General features: G+C 70.5%; 13 protein-coding genes. 1 reads left to right on the top strand and 12 read right to left on the bottom strand.

The window, feature by feature from the left end; genetic code table 11:
* Nucleotides 1–115 precede the first annotated feature (115 nt).
* From KY469_00775 to KY469_00740, 8 genes are all read right to left on the bottom strand, one after another.
* Nucleotides 116–901, bottom strand: a complete 786-nt coding sequence (locus tag KY469_00775; protein MBW3661605.1) for a hypothetical protein — start codon at nt 899–901, stop codon at nt 116–118.
* A gap of 56 nt (nt 902–957) precedes the next feature.
* Nucleotides 958–1422 carry a hypothetical protein gene (locus KY469_00770; protein MBW3661604.1) on the bottom strand — a complete coding sequence of 155 codons (465 nt, stop codon included), beginning with the start codon at nt 1420–1422 and terminating at the stop codon, nt 958–960.
* Between the two features lie 41 nt (nt 1423–1463).
* The gene (locus KY469_00765; protein ID MBW3661603.1) at nt 1464–2357 is read right to left on the bottom strand and encodes a 1-acyl-sn-glycerol-3-phosphate acyltransferase; all 894 of its coding nucleotides are present in this window, start codon (nt 2355–2357) and stop codon (nt 1464–1466) included.
* Nucleotides 2358–2441: 84 nt separating this feature from the next.
* Nucleotides 2442–3560 (bottom strand): alanine--glyoxylate aminotransferase family protein, encoded by a 1119-nt coding sequence (locus tag KY469_00760; protein MBW3661602.1) that lies wholly within the window; start codon nt 3558–3560, stop codon nt 2442–2444.
* A 66-nt stretch (nt 3561–3626) separates the two neighbouring features.
* Nucleotides 3627–4628, bottom strand: coding sequence for a ketol-acid reductoisomerase (ilvC, locus tag KY469_00755; GenBank protein ID MBW3661601.1), 1002 nt, complete (start codon nt 4626–4628; stop codon nt 3627–3629).
* A gap of 32 nt (nt 4629–4660) precedes the next feature.
* On the bottom strand, nt 4661–5191 hold the full coding sequence (gene ilvN / locus KY469_00750; protein MBW3661600.1) for an acetolactate synthase small subunit: 531 nt from the start codon (nt 5189–5191) through the stop codon (nt 4661–4663).
* A 1-nt stretch (nt 5192) separates the two neighbouring features.
* Entirely contained in the window at nt 5193–6950 is a 1758-nt protein-coding gene (locus KY469_00745; protein MBW3661599.1) for an acetolactate synthase large subunit, read from the bottom strand.
* Between the two features lie 439 nt (nt 6951–7389).
* Entirely contained in the window at nt 7390–7824 is a 435-nt protein-coding gene (locus tag KY469_00740; protein MBW3661598.1) for a nuclear transport factor 2 family protein, read from the bottom strand.
* A 195-nt stretch (nt 7825–8019) separates the two neighbouring features.
* Between KY469_00740 and KY469_00735 the strand changes: the two genes are divergently transcribed.
* Nucleotides 8020–9159, top strand: coding sequence for an aminotransferase class I/II-fold pyridoxal phosphate-dependent enzyme (locus KY469_00735; protein MBW3661597.1), 1140 nt, complete (start codon nt 8020–8022; stop codon nt 9157–9159).
* A gap of 109 nt (nt 9160–9268) precedes the next feature.
* Here the strand turns inward: KY469_00735 and KY469_00730 are convergent, their stop codons facing one another.
* From KY469_00730 to gatC, 4 genes are all read right to left on the bottom strand, one after another.
* Nucleotides 9269–9847 (bottom strand): secondary thiamine-phosphate synthase enzyme YjbQ, encoded by a 579-nt coding sequence (locus tag KY469_00730; GenBank protein MBW3661596.1) that lies wholly within the window; start codon nt 9845–9847, stop codon nt 9269–9271.
* A 180-nt stretch (nt 9848–10027) separates the two neighbouring features.
* Nucleotides 10028–11506: an Asp-tRNA(Asn)/Glu-tRNA(Gln) amidotransferase subunit GatB gene (gatB, locus tag KY469_00725; GenBank protein MBW3661595.1), complete on the bottom strand. Its 1479-nt coding sequence runs from the start codon at nt 11504–11506 to the stop codon at nt 10028–10030.
* Nucleotides 11507–11567: 61 nt separating this feature from the next.
* Nucleotides 11568–13073, bottom strand: coding sequence for an Asp-tRNA(Asn)/Glu-tRNA(Gln) amidotransferase subunit GatA (gatA, locus tag KY469_00720; GenBank protein ID MBW3661594.1), 1506 nt, complete (start codon nt 13071–13073; stop codon nt 11568–11570).
* On the bottom strand, nt 13073–13369 hold the full coding sequence (gatC, locus tag KY469_00715) for an Asp-tRNA(Asn)/Glu-tRNA(Gln) amidotransferase subunit GatC (protein MBW3661593.1): 297 nt from the start codon (nt 13367–13369) through the stop codon (nt 13073–13075). The genes gatA and gatC overlap by 1 nt, the downstream gene beginning before the upstream one ends.
* Nucleotides 13370–13563: the final 194 nt, after the last annotated feature.

The following is a 13563-nucleotide window of genomic DNA, read 5'->3' as shown; positions in this document are numbered from 1 at the left end:
CGCACGCCCCGCCTGACTAACCGGAGAGAAGACCTCGCTCCCGCCAGCGCCGCAACGAGTGGGGCGACACGGACCATGTCGTCTCGGATGTCGCACTCACCGAAGCGCAACGGCGTCAGCCACTCACCCGTGAGCACGATCGCGTTCTGCCGTGCCCCGTCCGCTGCTCGCCCGAGTACGGGCGCGTGGTAGCGGTCGAGTCGACCTCGATCGGCAGTCGCTCGGGGACGTACGCGAAGTCGAGGTAGCGCCGCCGTCCGTCGGCATCCACGATGGCGACGTTGGCCTGCGGCAGGTCGACGCCGTGCTCCCGTAGGCCGCGGAAGAACGTCCGCTCGAGGTCTGAGCGCCTCCCGACCATGCGCGGATCGAAACGTTCGAGCGTCCGACGCGCGAGCTGTACTCCAGGGAAGCTGCCGAGGGCCCCGATGACCTCCCAGGTCGCCCCGCACGTCGTTCGCTCCTCGGCGAGCGTGGCGTCCACGACCCGCTCGTACGTGCGGGGCGCGAGGAGACCGCTGAGGTCCGCGAGCGTGCGCTCGATGGTCGTCAGTCTCACCTCGCTTCGGCGTGTGACGTGTTCGGGCGGGAGCCGCAACGGTCGGTGCAGGGTCACGCCTCGGACCGCGGGCTCGTACCCCCGTGGGTACGTGAGGTCGATGCGGTTCTCGATCAGTCTTCGCGGCACGTGGCGGAGCTCGTGCAGTTCCGCTGCGGTGGCGTGGGACAGGGCGGCCCGCTCGCCAGCGGCCAGCGCTGCTGCCGTGATCCGCAGCTCGCGGGAGTCCGGGACGCCGGCCAGGAGGTAGACGCGTGGCTGTAGCTCCACGATGTCACCGCGCGACGCCATCCGCGCGAGCTGGTTCGCGGCGTAGCCAACCGCTTCGAAGTCGGCTGGCACCAGCAGCCCGCCCCCGCTTGCGGGCGCGGGGGCCTGGGGACGGCGGGGCGGGGGGATCAGGAGTGGTCGTGGTCCTCGGGCTCTCGCTCCTCGTGGCCGAGTTCGACCTCGTGGAGGTTGTAGACCGTGATGCCGTCGCCGAAGCCACCGAGAGGCATCCGTGCATCGACCACGAGGTGGAAGTAGCCGAACCCGAGGTCCACGTACGGGGTGACCTCGACCGTGCTCGCCCCGCCCAGGGTCGGCACGACCGCGTACGCCGCGTCGGGGTGGGTGATGCCGGCCACGACGGTGTGGCCCGCCTCGGCGAGGACGGTGGTCTCGACCGCCCACCCCTGCTCCATGCAGACGCTGCTGTCGGTCTCGGGCAGGTCCAGGGCGATGCACGGCGCCCCGCCCGTCGAGCGGTACGGCCGCAGTTCCCACGCGCTGCCGTCGTCGAACTCGACCTGCGCCACCCGGCCCCACGCCTCGACGTCGTCGACGTGGCCCCACGCCCCACCGCACGCAGCGCCCAGCACGGCCGCGAGCAGCAGCCATGCTGGGGTGAGGCGGGGCGCGTTCAGACGGCTCGCTTCCGCTCGTCTTGGACCCGGGGTTCGTCGACCGCCGGCTCATCGACCGGCCGATCGTCGATCACCGGTTCGTCGCCCTCCTCTTGCGGCAGATCGGGCTCGAACGCTTCCGGCCACCGGGCGAGGTGGGCACGTACGACCTCGTCGTGCAGCGGGGCGCTGCCCCCGTACCGGGCCGGCTGCCACCAGTCGTCGCCCGGCCGTGCCGCGTCGGGGTAGGTGCGGATGGCGTCGTCGAGCATCTCGGCCATGATCGTCTGCAGCCGCTCGGTCGCCTCGACGGGATCCTCGTCCGGCGCGACGTGCACCGGCGGGACGTACCTGACGGTGACCGGCAAGCGCCAGACCAGGTGGGGCTTGCGCCGCTTGGTGAAGAAGCGCTGGTCACCCCACGCGATCGCGGGGATGATGGGCACCTGCGCGGCCTGCGCCATCCGCACCGCTCCGGTCCGGAAGGGCAGCAGCTCGAACGACTGCGAGATGCTCTGTTCGGGGGCGATGGCGATCAGCGCACCCTCGCGCAGCCGGTCGACGGCGGTGGTGAACGCTCGGGCACGGGCTTCGACGCTGCCGCGTTCGACCGGGACCTGGCCGCTCGCCCGGAAGATCCAGCCGCGGACGCGAGGCCGGAACAGCTCCGCCTTCGCGAGGAAGACGGGGTAGCGACGGGTGTGGCGGTAAAGCGGGACGCAGGTCACGAGGAAGTCGACGTAGCTGTGGTGGTTGAAGGCGAGGACGGCACCGCCGGCCCGTGGCACGTGCTCGAGCCCGCGGACGTCCAGTCGCCACCGCAGTAGCCCGAACAGCACGAGCCGGACGGCGGCGATGATCGTCCCGTAGATCGCGCGCCGGGCGAGAGGGTCGGACCTTGTTGCCTCCACGATCACGCAGCGTACGACATCGCTCCCACCCGAGGTTGACGGGTCGAGCCGGTACCTCGCTCGATCTTCCGATCGCGACCGCCGTCAGCGAGGTAGCAACCCATCGATGGCACCCACGAGTCGGTCCACGTGCTCGTCTCGGGCCCCCTCGCCCATCAACCCGACCCGCCACGCGCGCCCCGCGAACGCCCCGAGCCCACCGCCGACCTCGATGCCGTGCTCGGTGAGCAGCGACCGCCGCAGCGTGGCCTCGTCGACGCCGTCGGGCCACGCGAACGCCGTGAGCTGCGGCAGCCGGTGCCCCTCCTGCGCGAGCAGGGTGCCGCCTCGCTCGACGATGGCCTGCTGGAACCGCTCCCCCACAGCGCGGTGGCGTTCCCACCGTGCCTCCAGCCCCTCCTCGAGCACCATGCGCAGGCCCTCGTGAAGTCCGAAGAGCGCCGAGATCGGCGCGGTGTGGTGGTACGCGCGCTCGGCGCCCCAGTAGCGCTGGATCGCGGTCACGTCGAGGTACCACGACCGCACCCGCTGGCTCCGTGACCCGATGACCGCTTCCGCCTTCGGCGAGAACGTGATCGGTGCGAGCCCGGGCGGCACCGACAGGCACTTCTGGGTGCCGGCGTAGACGACGTCGAGGTGCCACGCGTCGACCTCGACCCGTGTTCCACCCAGCGCGGTGACGGCGTCGACCACGAGGAGCGTCTCACGCTCGGCGACCAGCGCCCCGATGTCCTCGAGCGGCTGGTGCGCCCCCGTCGAGGTCTCGGCCAGCACGAGTACGACCGCCTTCGCGCCGGGGTGAGCCTGCAGCGCCTCGTCGACGCGCTCGGGTGGGACGATCCGGCCCCACTCCTCGGTGAGCTCGACGACCTCGGCCCCGGCCCGACGCGCGGTGTCCGCGAGACGGCCGCCGAAGATGCCGTTGACCCCGACGATGACGGTGTCGCCCGGCTCGACGACGTTGACGACCGATGCCTCCATCCCGGCGCTGCCCGTCCCCGAGACGGCGAACGTCAGACGGTGGTCGGTCCGGAACAGCGACCGCAACATCTGCGCGATCTCGTCAGTGCGTTCGAGGAACCACGGATCGAGGTGGCCGACGACCCCGCGCGCCTGCGCCTCGAGCACGCGCGGGTGCACCGGCGAGGGACCCGGCCCCAGCAGTAGCCGCTCCGGCGGCGCTGCGGCAGCGGGCACGTCCACGTCCTGCTCGGATTCCTCGAACCGTTGAACCCGTCAGCCAGGTTCAGCGGTTCAACCTTCGGGGCGTCAGTCGGTGGGCTTGGGGAGCCAGCTCATCATCGCGCGCAGCTCCCTGCCGACCTGCTCGATGGGGTGTTGGAGGCCCCGTTCGCGCAGCTGGGTGAAGCGTTGGCGGTCGTTGCGGTTCTCCTCGATCCAGTCCTTGGCGAACGAGCCGTCCTGGATCTCGGCGAGGATCTGCCTCATCTCGCGCTTGGTCTCGTCGTTGACGATGCGCGGCCCGCTGACGTAGTCGCCCCACTCCGCCGTGTCGGAGATGGAGTACCGCATCCGCTCCATGCCGCCCTCGTAGAGCAGGTCCACGATGAGCTTGAGCTCGTGCAGACATTCGAAGTAGGCGACCTCGGGCTGGTAGCCGGCCTCAGTGAGGGTCTCGAACCCGGCCTGGATCAGCGCGGTCGCCCCGCCGCACAACACCGCCTGCTCGCCGAACAGGTCGGTCTCGGTCTCCTCGGCGAAGGTCGTCTCGATGACGCCGGCGCGGGTGCAGCCGATGCCCTTGGCGTACGCCAGCGCGAGCGCTTTGGCAGCGCCGGTCGCGTCCTGGTGCACGGCGATCAGGCCCGGGGTGCCGTTGCCGTCGGTGAAGGTGCGCCGGACGAGGTGGCCGGGTGACTTCGGGGCGATCATCGTCACGTCCACCGTGTCCGGTGGGGTGATCTGGCCGAAGTGGATGTTGAACCCGTGGGCGAACATGAGCATGTCGCCGTCCGCGAGGTTCGGGGCGACTGCCTCGTCGTAGATGGCCTTCTGCTCGGTGTCGGGCAGGGTCATCATGATGACCTGTCCCGCAGCCGCGGCGTCCGCGGTGTCGAGCACGCGCAGACCGGCCTCCTCGGCGCGGCTACGCGAGGACGAGTCGGGGCGCAGCCCCACGACCACGTCGATCCCCGAATCGGTGAGGTTGCGTGAGTGGGCGTGCCCCTGCGAGCCGTACCCGAGCACCGCGACCGTCTTGCCCTCGAGGAGGCTCAGGTCGGCGTCCTCGTCGTAGTACATCGTGGCCATCAGCTTCTTCCCTTGCTCTCCGCGGTGGAGGGTCAGACGACGCGCTGCATGCGCACGCGCGAACCGTCGGTGATGGAACGTCCGCCCCGTGCGAGCGAGACGGTGCCGGTGCGGACGAGCTCACGGATGCCGTACGGCGCGAGCAGGTCCACCATCGCTTCCAGCTTGTCGGGCGCCCCCGACGCCTCGATGGTCAACGAGTCGTGATCGACGTCGACGATCTTGGCGCGGAAGACATCGGCGAGTTCGATGATCTGGCTCCGCGTCGTCGCGTCAGCCGCGACCTTGACGAGCTGCAACTCGCGCTCGACCGACGCACCGGGATCGAGCTCGAGGATCTTCAGCACGTTGATGAGCTTGTTGAGCTGCTTGATGACCTGCTCGAGGTGGGGGGTCTCGGTCCCCACGACGATCGTCATGCGCGAGATGCGTGGATCCTCGGTGGGTCCGACGGCGAGCGAGTGGATGTTGTACCCCCGTCGGCTGAACATCCCCGCGACGCGAGCGAGCACGCCGGGGCGGTTCTCGACGAGGACCGAGAGGGTGTGGCGGTGGCTGCTCATGTCAGTCGGTCTCCGGCTCGGAAGCGACCTCGGCGAGCGCAGCCTTGCGCGCGTACCACTCCTCGGTCGACTCGATGATCTCGTCGTTGCTCATCCCCGAAGGCACCATCGGGAAGACCTTCTCGGTCGGGTCCACGCGGAGGTCGATCAGCACCGGCTGATCGGTGATCTCGGCCGCCTTGTCGAGCGTGGTGCGCAGCTCGTCGACGGTGCTGACGCGGAACCCGGGGATCTTGTACGCGTCGGCGAGCTTGACGAGGTCGGGAAGGTCCTGCGGCAGCTCGACCTCGCTGTAGCGCTCGTCGTAGAACAGCTCCTGCCACTGGCGGACCATGCCGAGGAAGCCGTTGTTGATGACGCAGAACACGACGGGGATATCGTGCTGGACCGCGGTCGCCAGCTCCTGCAGCGTCATCTGGAAGCAGCCGTCGCCGTCGATGCACACCACCGTGCGGTCGGGGTCACCGACCTTGGCCCCGATGGCGGCCGGGACCGCGAACCCCATGGTCCCCAGACCCCCGGAGTTGATCCACTGCCGACCCCGGCTGTAGGGGATGATCTGCGCGGCCCACATCTGATGCTGGCCGACTCCGGCGACGTAGATGGCGTCGTCCCCCCAGGTGTCGTAGATGGCACGGATGGCGGTCTGGGGCTTGAGCACACCCTCGTCGGGCTGCTCGACGAGCAGCGGATGCTCCTGCTTCCACGTCGCCACCGTCTGACGCCACGCGGTCGTGTCGGGCTTGACCTCGGCGCCCCGCTCGCTGGCGTTCTTGACGAGCTGTCCCGTCACGACGCGGGCATCGCCGACGATCGGGATGTCGACGACGCGGTTCTTGCCGATCTCGGCCGGGTCGATGTCGATGTGGATGATGCGGGCGTTGGGCGCGAAGTCGTCGACCTTCCCGGTGACGCGATCGTCGAAGCGGGTGCCGATGGCGATGAGCAGGTCGGCCTCCTGGAAGGCGCGGACCGCGGCCCAGTGGCCGTGCATGCCGGGCATGCCCACCCACAGCTCGTGGGTGTCGGGGAGCACGCCGCGCGCCATCAGCGTGGTGACGACGGGCACCTCGAGCAGCTCGGCGAGCTGGCGCAGCTCCGCGCCGGCGTTGGCCCGGACCAACCCGCCTCCGGCGTAGATGACGGGGCGTCGGGCCCGGCCGATCAGCTCGACCGCCTCGCGGACCATCTTGCCGTGACCTCGGATCGTGGGTCGGTAGCCGGGCAGGTCCATGTACTCGGGCCAGTTCCACTCGAGGGTGGCGTTGAGCACGTCCTTCGGGATGTCCACGAGCACCGGGCCTGGCCGCCCCGTCGAGGCGATGTGGTGGGCCTCCTTGATCGCGCCCGGGACGCGTTCGACCTCGATCACGAGCTCGTTGTGCTTGGTGATCGGCATCGTGATCCCGGTCACATCGGCCTCCTGGAAGGCGTCGGAGCCGACCGCTGACGTCGGTACCTGTCCCGTGATGGCGAGCAGCGGGATCGAATCCATGTGCGCGTCCGCCAGACCGGTGACGATGTTGGTGGCCGCCGGCCCGGAGGTGACGAGGCAGACGCCGACCTTGCCCGTGGCGTGGGCGTAGCCCTCGGCCATGTGGACCGCGCCCTGCTCGTGGCGCACGAGGATGTGCCGTAGCGGCGAGTCGATGAGCGGGTCGTAGGCGGGGAGGATCGCCCCACCCGGGTAGCCGAAGACGACCTCGACGCCGAGCTCCTCGAGCGCGCGCATGACCGCTTGGGCCCCGGTGACCTGCATGCTGACTCCTCTCGTGCGGTCAGCGCGTTCCGCCCCGAACGCCCCGGACCTCCCGAGCTGGGAGGTCCGCGCGCGCCCGAGGTACGGACGCGCGCTAGGTAACGAGGACGACGACGTCGACCACGACGCGCAGCGACGACCCGCAGAGGGCCGTGGTGCGCGGCGTCACGGTGAGCACGTCGTTCGCTCCTTCGGAGAGCTCCGGCGGCGTGCGCTGGGCGCCCACGACCGGGGCGCGTACTGTCGCCCACCGACCAGCGAGCCGTCAAGTCGACGGGGGGCCGCGGGGCGCAGCGATGTGTCGTTGACGCGGTATCCCGCGCCAACCACCCAACGTCCGGGTCCCCAGGGGAATCCCGCCGCCGAGACCACGCTCTCGGCGGCGGGCGACGCATGGACCACCTAGCGACGGCGCGGATGCGGCGTCGCCAAGGTCAGGTCAGGCGCTGGCGAGTTGGGGTTCTGGCTCCGGGGTCGCGGCGAGCTCGAGCATCGCGTCGCGGGTGTTGGCATCGCGGGTCGCGGCCGAGTCGAAGTAGAAGTCGAGCTCAACGATCCGGCCGTTGCGCACGACGAAGACCATGCAGTCCTCGGCCTCGCGCGTCTTGCCGGTCTCGTCGCAGATGGCGTAGTTGTGGACCTCGACGACGACCTGGTCGCCGTCGCACGTCCAGCGGCTGGGCGTGAGCGTCCACTTCGCCCACCGCTCGAACGACAGGGCGAGATCGGTCAGGAGCACCATCCGACCGTCGATCTCCTCACGGCCACCTGCGGCGACGAAGTGCACGTCGTCGGCGCAGAGTGCGGCGCACGCCACCGCGTCGTGGCGGTTGAACGCGCCGAGGAAGGCCTCCACTACCTGTCTGGGTTCCAACGGCTCCCCTTTCGTGATCGGTCAGGGGCACCGAGTCGGGCCCCCGGTCAGCACCGCGAGGCTAACCCTCCGCGGGGCGGCGTGCGGGCCGATGGACGGTCTCCGCTCACGGGGCGCCGGCCAGCGACCGCCGCCCCGCGGTCTGATGGCCCTAGCCTCTCCGGACCGCACCCACCCGCACCCGGGAGGCACCGGTTGCCACTGCCGCCGTTCCAGCTCGAGAGGTTCTTCGCTCGCTGGGAGTTCGCCGTCGACCACGTCCTGTGTGCCTCCGATGTCGAGGGCGTCCTCCAGCGCGAGCTGCTCGAGCTCCTCGACGACGAGACACGCACGCTGTGGCAGCAGCTCACCCTGGGTTACACGCAGAGCGCCGGCCATCCCTTGCTGCGGGAGGCCATCGCGGGCCTCTACGACACCCTCCCCGCTGACTCGGTACTGACGTTCGCCGGTGCGCAGGAGGCGATCCTCGCACTCGGGACTGTGCTCGTCGGCCCCGGTGACCACGTGGTCGCGATGGCCCCCGTCTACCAGTCCCTGTACGAGGTGCCCCGCAGCGTCGGCGCGGACCTGTCGTTCGTCCGTCTGGAGCACGACCGCGGCTGGGAGCTCTCGCCGGAGATGCTCGAGTCCGCGGTGAGTCCCCGGACGCGCCTCATCATCCTCAACTACCCGCACAGCCCGACCGGCTCGCATCCTGACGTCGAGACCTTCCACCGCCTCATCGACGTCGCGCGCAGGACGCACGCGTACCTGATCTCGGACGAGGTCTACCGCTTCTTGGCGCACGACCCGGCGAGCGAGCTGCCCGCCGCGGCGGACCTCTACGACCGCGCCATCAGTATCGGGGTGATGTCCAAGGCGTTCGGGCTCGCGGGGCTGAGGATCGGGTGGATGGCATCGCCCGACCGCGACGTGCTCGACCGTGCCGCCGGGTTCAAGGACTACACGACCATCTGCTCGAGCGCCCCGAGCGAGATCCTGGCGATCGGCGCCCTGCGCGCCCGCGAGCACCTCCTCGGACGCTCCCACCGGATCATCGGGACCAACCTCGAGCTGCTCGACGAGTTCTTCGCTGCCTGGCCCGACGTGTTCGAGTGGATCCGTCCCCGCGCCGGAACGACGGCGTTCCCGCGGCTGCACTACTCGGTGCCCATCCACCGGTTCATCGAGGAGCTCATCAGGGAGACCGGCGTGCTGTTGCTCCCCGGCGAGCTGTTCGACCACCCCGGCAACCACTTCCGCCTCGGCTTCGGCCGGACCGACCTACCCGAGGCGCTCGAGAAGCTCGATGGCTTCGCGCGGCTGTGGCTCACCTCGACCGAGCGGCACCGCTGACGCCGCCTCCGCCGGCAACCCCACGCCCCACGGCGGACCGACGACCCCCTTCGTGGAGAGTTGTGCTCACCAGTGAGGCCAGGTCTCCACGGAGCGGGGCGCGACGCCGTCAGCACCAGCCCTGTACCTGCAACAGCAACCGTCGGGGGCGCGCCTGGTCGAGCTCGATGAACATGATGCGCTGCCAGGTCCCGAGGACCAGCCCTCCGTCGATCACCGGTACGTGCTCGGACGACGCCCCGATGAGCATCGCCTTGATGTGAGCGTGGCCGTTGACGGGCTCGGTGTCAGGATCGAGCAGGTTCTCGGTGCGGATGGCGAAGTCGTCGTGGCGGTAGTACGCATCCGGCGGCGCCAGCCGCTCCATGAAGATGCGGAAGTCCTCAAGGAAGCACGTCTCGCGCTCGTTGATCGCGACCGCGCAGGTCGTGTGGGGCGTGTACACCACGAGCGTGCCGTGCTCGATGCCCGAGTCGGCCACCAGTGCCCGTGCCTCGTCGGTGACGTCGACCACGTGGAACGCACGCTCGGTCTCGACCGAGATGGTGGCCCGCGCCATCACCGGCGTCATGCCCGTCAGCTCGACGGTGCCCTCGAAGCGGACGTCGGTCGGTGTCGAGCAGAAGGCGTCACGCGCCGACCCCAGACGGGTGAGGGGTTCCGTGGCGAGATCGGTGAGTGGTGTCATGCCTCCCCCCGGGAGGGGGGAGGGGCCGGCGTTGCCGGCCTGGGGGGTGAGGCCTGGTAGGTCATGGGTCCTCCACGGGGCGCGCACGTGAGCGGACGGGGCGTCGGGACGTCGAGGTCGCGCGGGACGGACAGGGTACCGGAGGCCGTGGGCGTGCTCGGCGATGGCGGCTGTGGCCGTTCAGCCGGTCGCGGGGTCCGCGAGCGTGCGGCGGATCAGCTCGTTCGTCAGACGCGGGTCGGCCTGTCCGCGGGTGGCCTTCATGACCGCTCCGACGATCGCCCCGATGGCCTTGTCGTTGCCCTCCCGGATCGACGCGACCGCGTCGGGGTTGTCGGCGATGGCCTGGTCGACGATGGCCTGCAGCTCGCCCTCGTCGGAGACCTGCTCGAGCCCCTGTTCCGCCGCGACCACCTTGGGGCTCTTGTCCCCCCGTGCGTCGAAGACGCCCTCGAGGACCTGCTTGGCGAGCTTGTTGGACAGCGTGCCGTCCTCGATCAGCGCGACCAGCTCGGCGACGTGGGCGCCGGACAGCCCCGACGTCGCGGGCTCGACGTCGCGGGCGTTGAGGTTGGCCGTCACCTCCCCCGCGAGCCAGTTCGCGGTCGTCGCGGGCGGGGCACCGGCCGCGACCGCATCGTCGTACCAGGGCAACAGGTCGGTTCCGACGATGGTGGCGGCCTGCGGGGCGGGCACGCCGTCATCGACCAGCCGCGCGCGTGCGAGGGCTGGGAGCTCGGGCAGGGACCCGCGCAGTTCCTCGACGTGGTCGGGCGAGGTCGTGATCTCGATCAGGTCGGGGTCGGGGAAGTAGCGGTAGTCGGTCACGGTCTCCTTGCGGCGCAGCGTCTCGGTGACGCCCCGCCCCTCGTCCCAGTGACGGGTCTCCTGCACGACCGTGCCGCCGTCCTCGAGCAGCTCGACCTGGCGTTGCGCCTCGAACGTGATGGCGCGACCGAGGGAGCGGACCGAGTTGAGGTTCTTGATCTCGGCGCGGGTGCCGAGTCCCTCGCCGACACGGTTGACCGACACGTTGGCGTCGCACCGCATCGATCCTTCCTCGAGGCGGCCGTCGGAGACGCCGAGCGCCCGCACGATGCCCTGGAGCTCGCGCAGGTACGCCTGCGCCGTCTCGGGATCGTGGATGTCGGGACGGGAGACGATCTCGAGCAGCGGGATGCCGGCGCGGTTGTAGTCGATCAGGGAACGGTCGGCACCGTGGATGCGGCCGGTCACGCCGACGTGCAGTGACTTGCCCGTGTCCTCCTCCATGTGCAGGCGCTCGATGCGGACGTGTCGCGGTTGGCCGTCCACCTCGAGGTCGAGGGAGCCGTCGCTGCACAGCGGGATGTCGTACTGGCTGATCTGGTAGTTCTTCGGCATGTCGGGGTAGAAGTAGTTCTTGCGGTGGAAGCGGCACGAGTCGATGATCGTGCAGTTCAGCGCGAGACCGAGACGGCGCGCCGCCTCGATCGCCGCCCCGTTCACGACCGGCAGGCTGCCGGGCTGACCGGTGCACACGGGGCAGACGTTGGTGTTGGGCTCGGCACGGAAGTCGGTGCTGCAGCCGCAGAACATCTTGGTGCGCGTCGTCGTGACCTCGACGTGCACCTCGAGGCCGACGACGAGCTCCCAGCCCTCGGGGACGATCGGAGTCATGCCTCCCCCCTTCGGGGGGAGGGGCCGGCGTTGCCGGCCTGGGGGGTAGAAGAACAGGCCTTCACGCGACCACCTCCTCGACCGCACGGTCCCCGCGGGGCGTGGGGTCGAAGCCCAGGTCCTGCTCGAACGCCCACGCGACGCGGTACATCACGGCCTCGCCGAGCAGCGGCGCCATGATCTGCAAGCCCACCGGCAGACCAGCGTCGTCGAGGCCGGCGGGGACCGACATGCCGGGGACACCGGCGAGGTTCGCCGACACCGTCGCGACGTCGTTGAGGTACATGGCCAGCGGGTCCTGCGTCTTCGCCCCGAGCTCGAACGCGGCGCTCGGCGAGGTCGGTGACACCAGTACGTCCGCCTGCTCGAACGCGGTGGCGAAGTCCCGTCCGATCAGCGTGCGTACCTTCGAGGCCTGCAGGTAGTAGGCGTCGTAGTAGCCCGCCGAGAGCGCGTAGGTCCCGATCATGATGCGACGCTTGACCTCCGCCCCGAACCCCGCTGCGCGGGTCGCGGCGTTCATCTCCTCTGTGGTGGCAGCATCGACCCGCAGCCCGTACCGGACGCCGTCGTAGCGGGCCAGGTTGGAGGATGCCTCCGACGGGGCGATGAGGTAGTACGCGGGCAGCCCGTAGGGGGCGTGCGGGAGGGACACCTCGACCAGCTCCGCACCCAGTCGCTCGAAGCGTCCGAGCGCCTCGGAAAACCGCTGCTCCACGCCTGGCTCATAGCCCTCGCCCTGGAGTTCCGTCACCACGCCGATGCGGAGGCCGTCCACTCCGTCACGCAGACCTCCCAGCAGATCGGGGACGGGCTCGGGGATGGACGTGGAGTCGCGGGGGTCGTGCCCGCCGACCGCGAGATGCAGTCGCGCCGCGTCCTCGACGCTCCGCGCGATCGGCCCGGCCTGGTCGAGGCTGGAGGCGAAGGCGATCAGCCCGTAGCGGGACACCTGCCCGTAGGTCGGCTTCACGCCGACGAGCCCCGTCAGCGCCGCGGGCTGGCGGATCGAGCCGCCGGTGTCCGTCCCCAGTGCCAGCGGCGCCATCATGGCGGCGACCGACGCCACCGATCCGGAGGACGACCCGCCCGGCACCCGCGTGAGATCCCAGGGGTTGCGGGTCGGGCCGTACGCGGAGTTCTCGCCGGACGAGCCCATGGCGAACTCGTCCATGTTGGTCTTGCCGAGCGGGATCAGCCCGGCGGCGCGGGCCCGCTCCACGACCGTCGCGTCGTAGGGCGGGATCCAGCCCTCGAGGATGCGTGAGCCACAGGTCGTCGGGATGCCCCGGGTGACCATGACGTCCTTGACCGCCAGCGGCACGCCCGCGAAGGGGAGCAGCTCCTCCCCGGCCGCCTGTCTGCGGTCGACGTCGCGGGCCTCCTCGATGGCAGGTTCTGCGGTGACGTGCAGGAACGCGTGGACGTCGTCCTCGGTCGCGGCGCTCGGGTCCCCATCGATCCGCGCGATGCGGTCGAGGTGGGCCTCGACGACCTCGACGGCTGACACCTCGCCGGCGGCGATGAGCGCGGCCAGGTCCGTCGCGGATCGCGTGACGAGGCTCACTAAGCCTCCTCCGCGACGATCCGCGGCACCGCGAACCGGTCCTCCTCGACCTCGGGGGCCGGAGCGAGAACCGCTGTGCGGTCCAGTGACGGGACCGGGTCGTCGTTGCGTTCCACGTCACGCAGGGGGTAGGCGTGCACGGTCGGTGGCACGTCCCCGGCCGCGACCTCGCCGACCTGCTCGGCGTACTGCAGGATCGCCGACAGCTCAGGGGCGAGGCGGTCGATCTCGTCGTCGACGAGCGCCAGACGCGCGAGCATCGCGACGTGACGGACCTCGTCCGCGGACAGCGACACGGTTCCTCCGGGCGGGGGTGGGCCGCGGAGGTTAGTGCGCCGGGAGTGTCATGCCTCCCCCCTTGAGGGGGGAGGGGCCGGCGTTGCCGGCGTGGGGGGTGAGGCTCGATCGGGGTCATGCCTCCCCCCTTGAGGGGGGAGGGGCCGGCGTTGCCGGCCTTGGGGGGGTGAGGCTCGAGCGGGGTCATGCCTCC

Source organism: Actinomycetota bacterium, from assembly GCA_019347575.1.
Lineage (GTDB): Bacteria > Actinomycetota > Nitriliruptoria > Nitriliruptorales > Nitriliruptoraceae > JAHWKY01.
Note: the sequence above shows the minus strand (reverse complement) of the source record. Positions and strands in the feature narration are given on the sequence as shown.

Excerpts from the sequence above, each read along its gene's own strand:
- ilvC (MBW3661601.1), bottom strand. The coding sequence starts at position 4,628 with ATGGCCACGATGTACTACGACGAGGACGCCGACCTGAGCCTCCTCGAG.
- KY469_00730 (MBW3661596.1), bottom strand. The coding sequence starts at position 9,847 with ATGACACCACTCACCGATCTCGCCACGGAACCCCTCACCCGTCTGGGG.
- ilvN (MBW3661600.1), bottom strand. The coding sequence starts at position 5,191 with ATGAGCAGCCACCGCCACACCCTCTCGGTCCTCGTCGAGAACCGCCCC.
- KY469_00745 (MBW3661599.1), bottom strand. The coding sequence starts at position 6,950 with ATGCAGGTCACCGGGGCCCAAGCGGTCATGCGCGCGCTCGAGGAGCTC.
- gatB (MBW3661595.1), bottom strand. The coding sequence starts at position 11,506 with ATGACTCCGATCGTCCCCGAGGGCTGGGAGCTCGTCGTCGGCCTCGAG.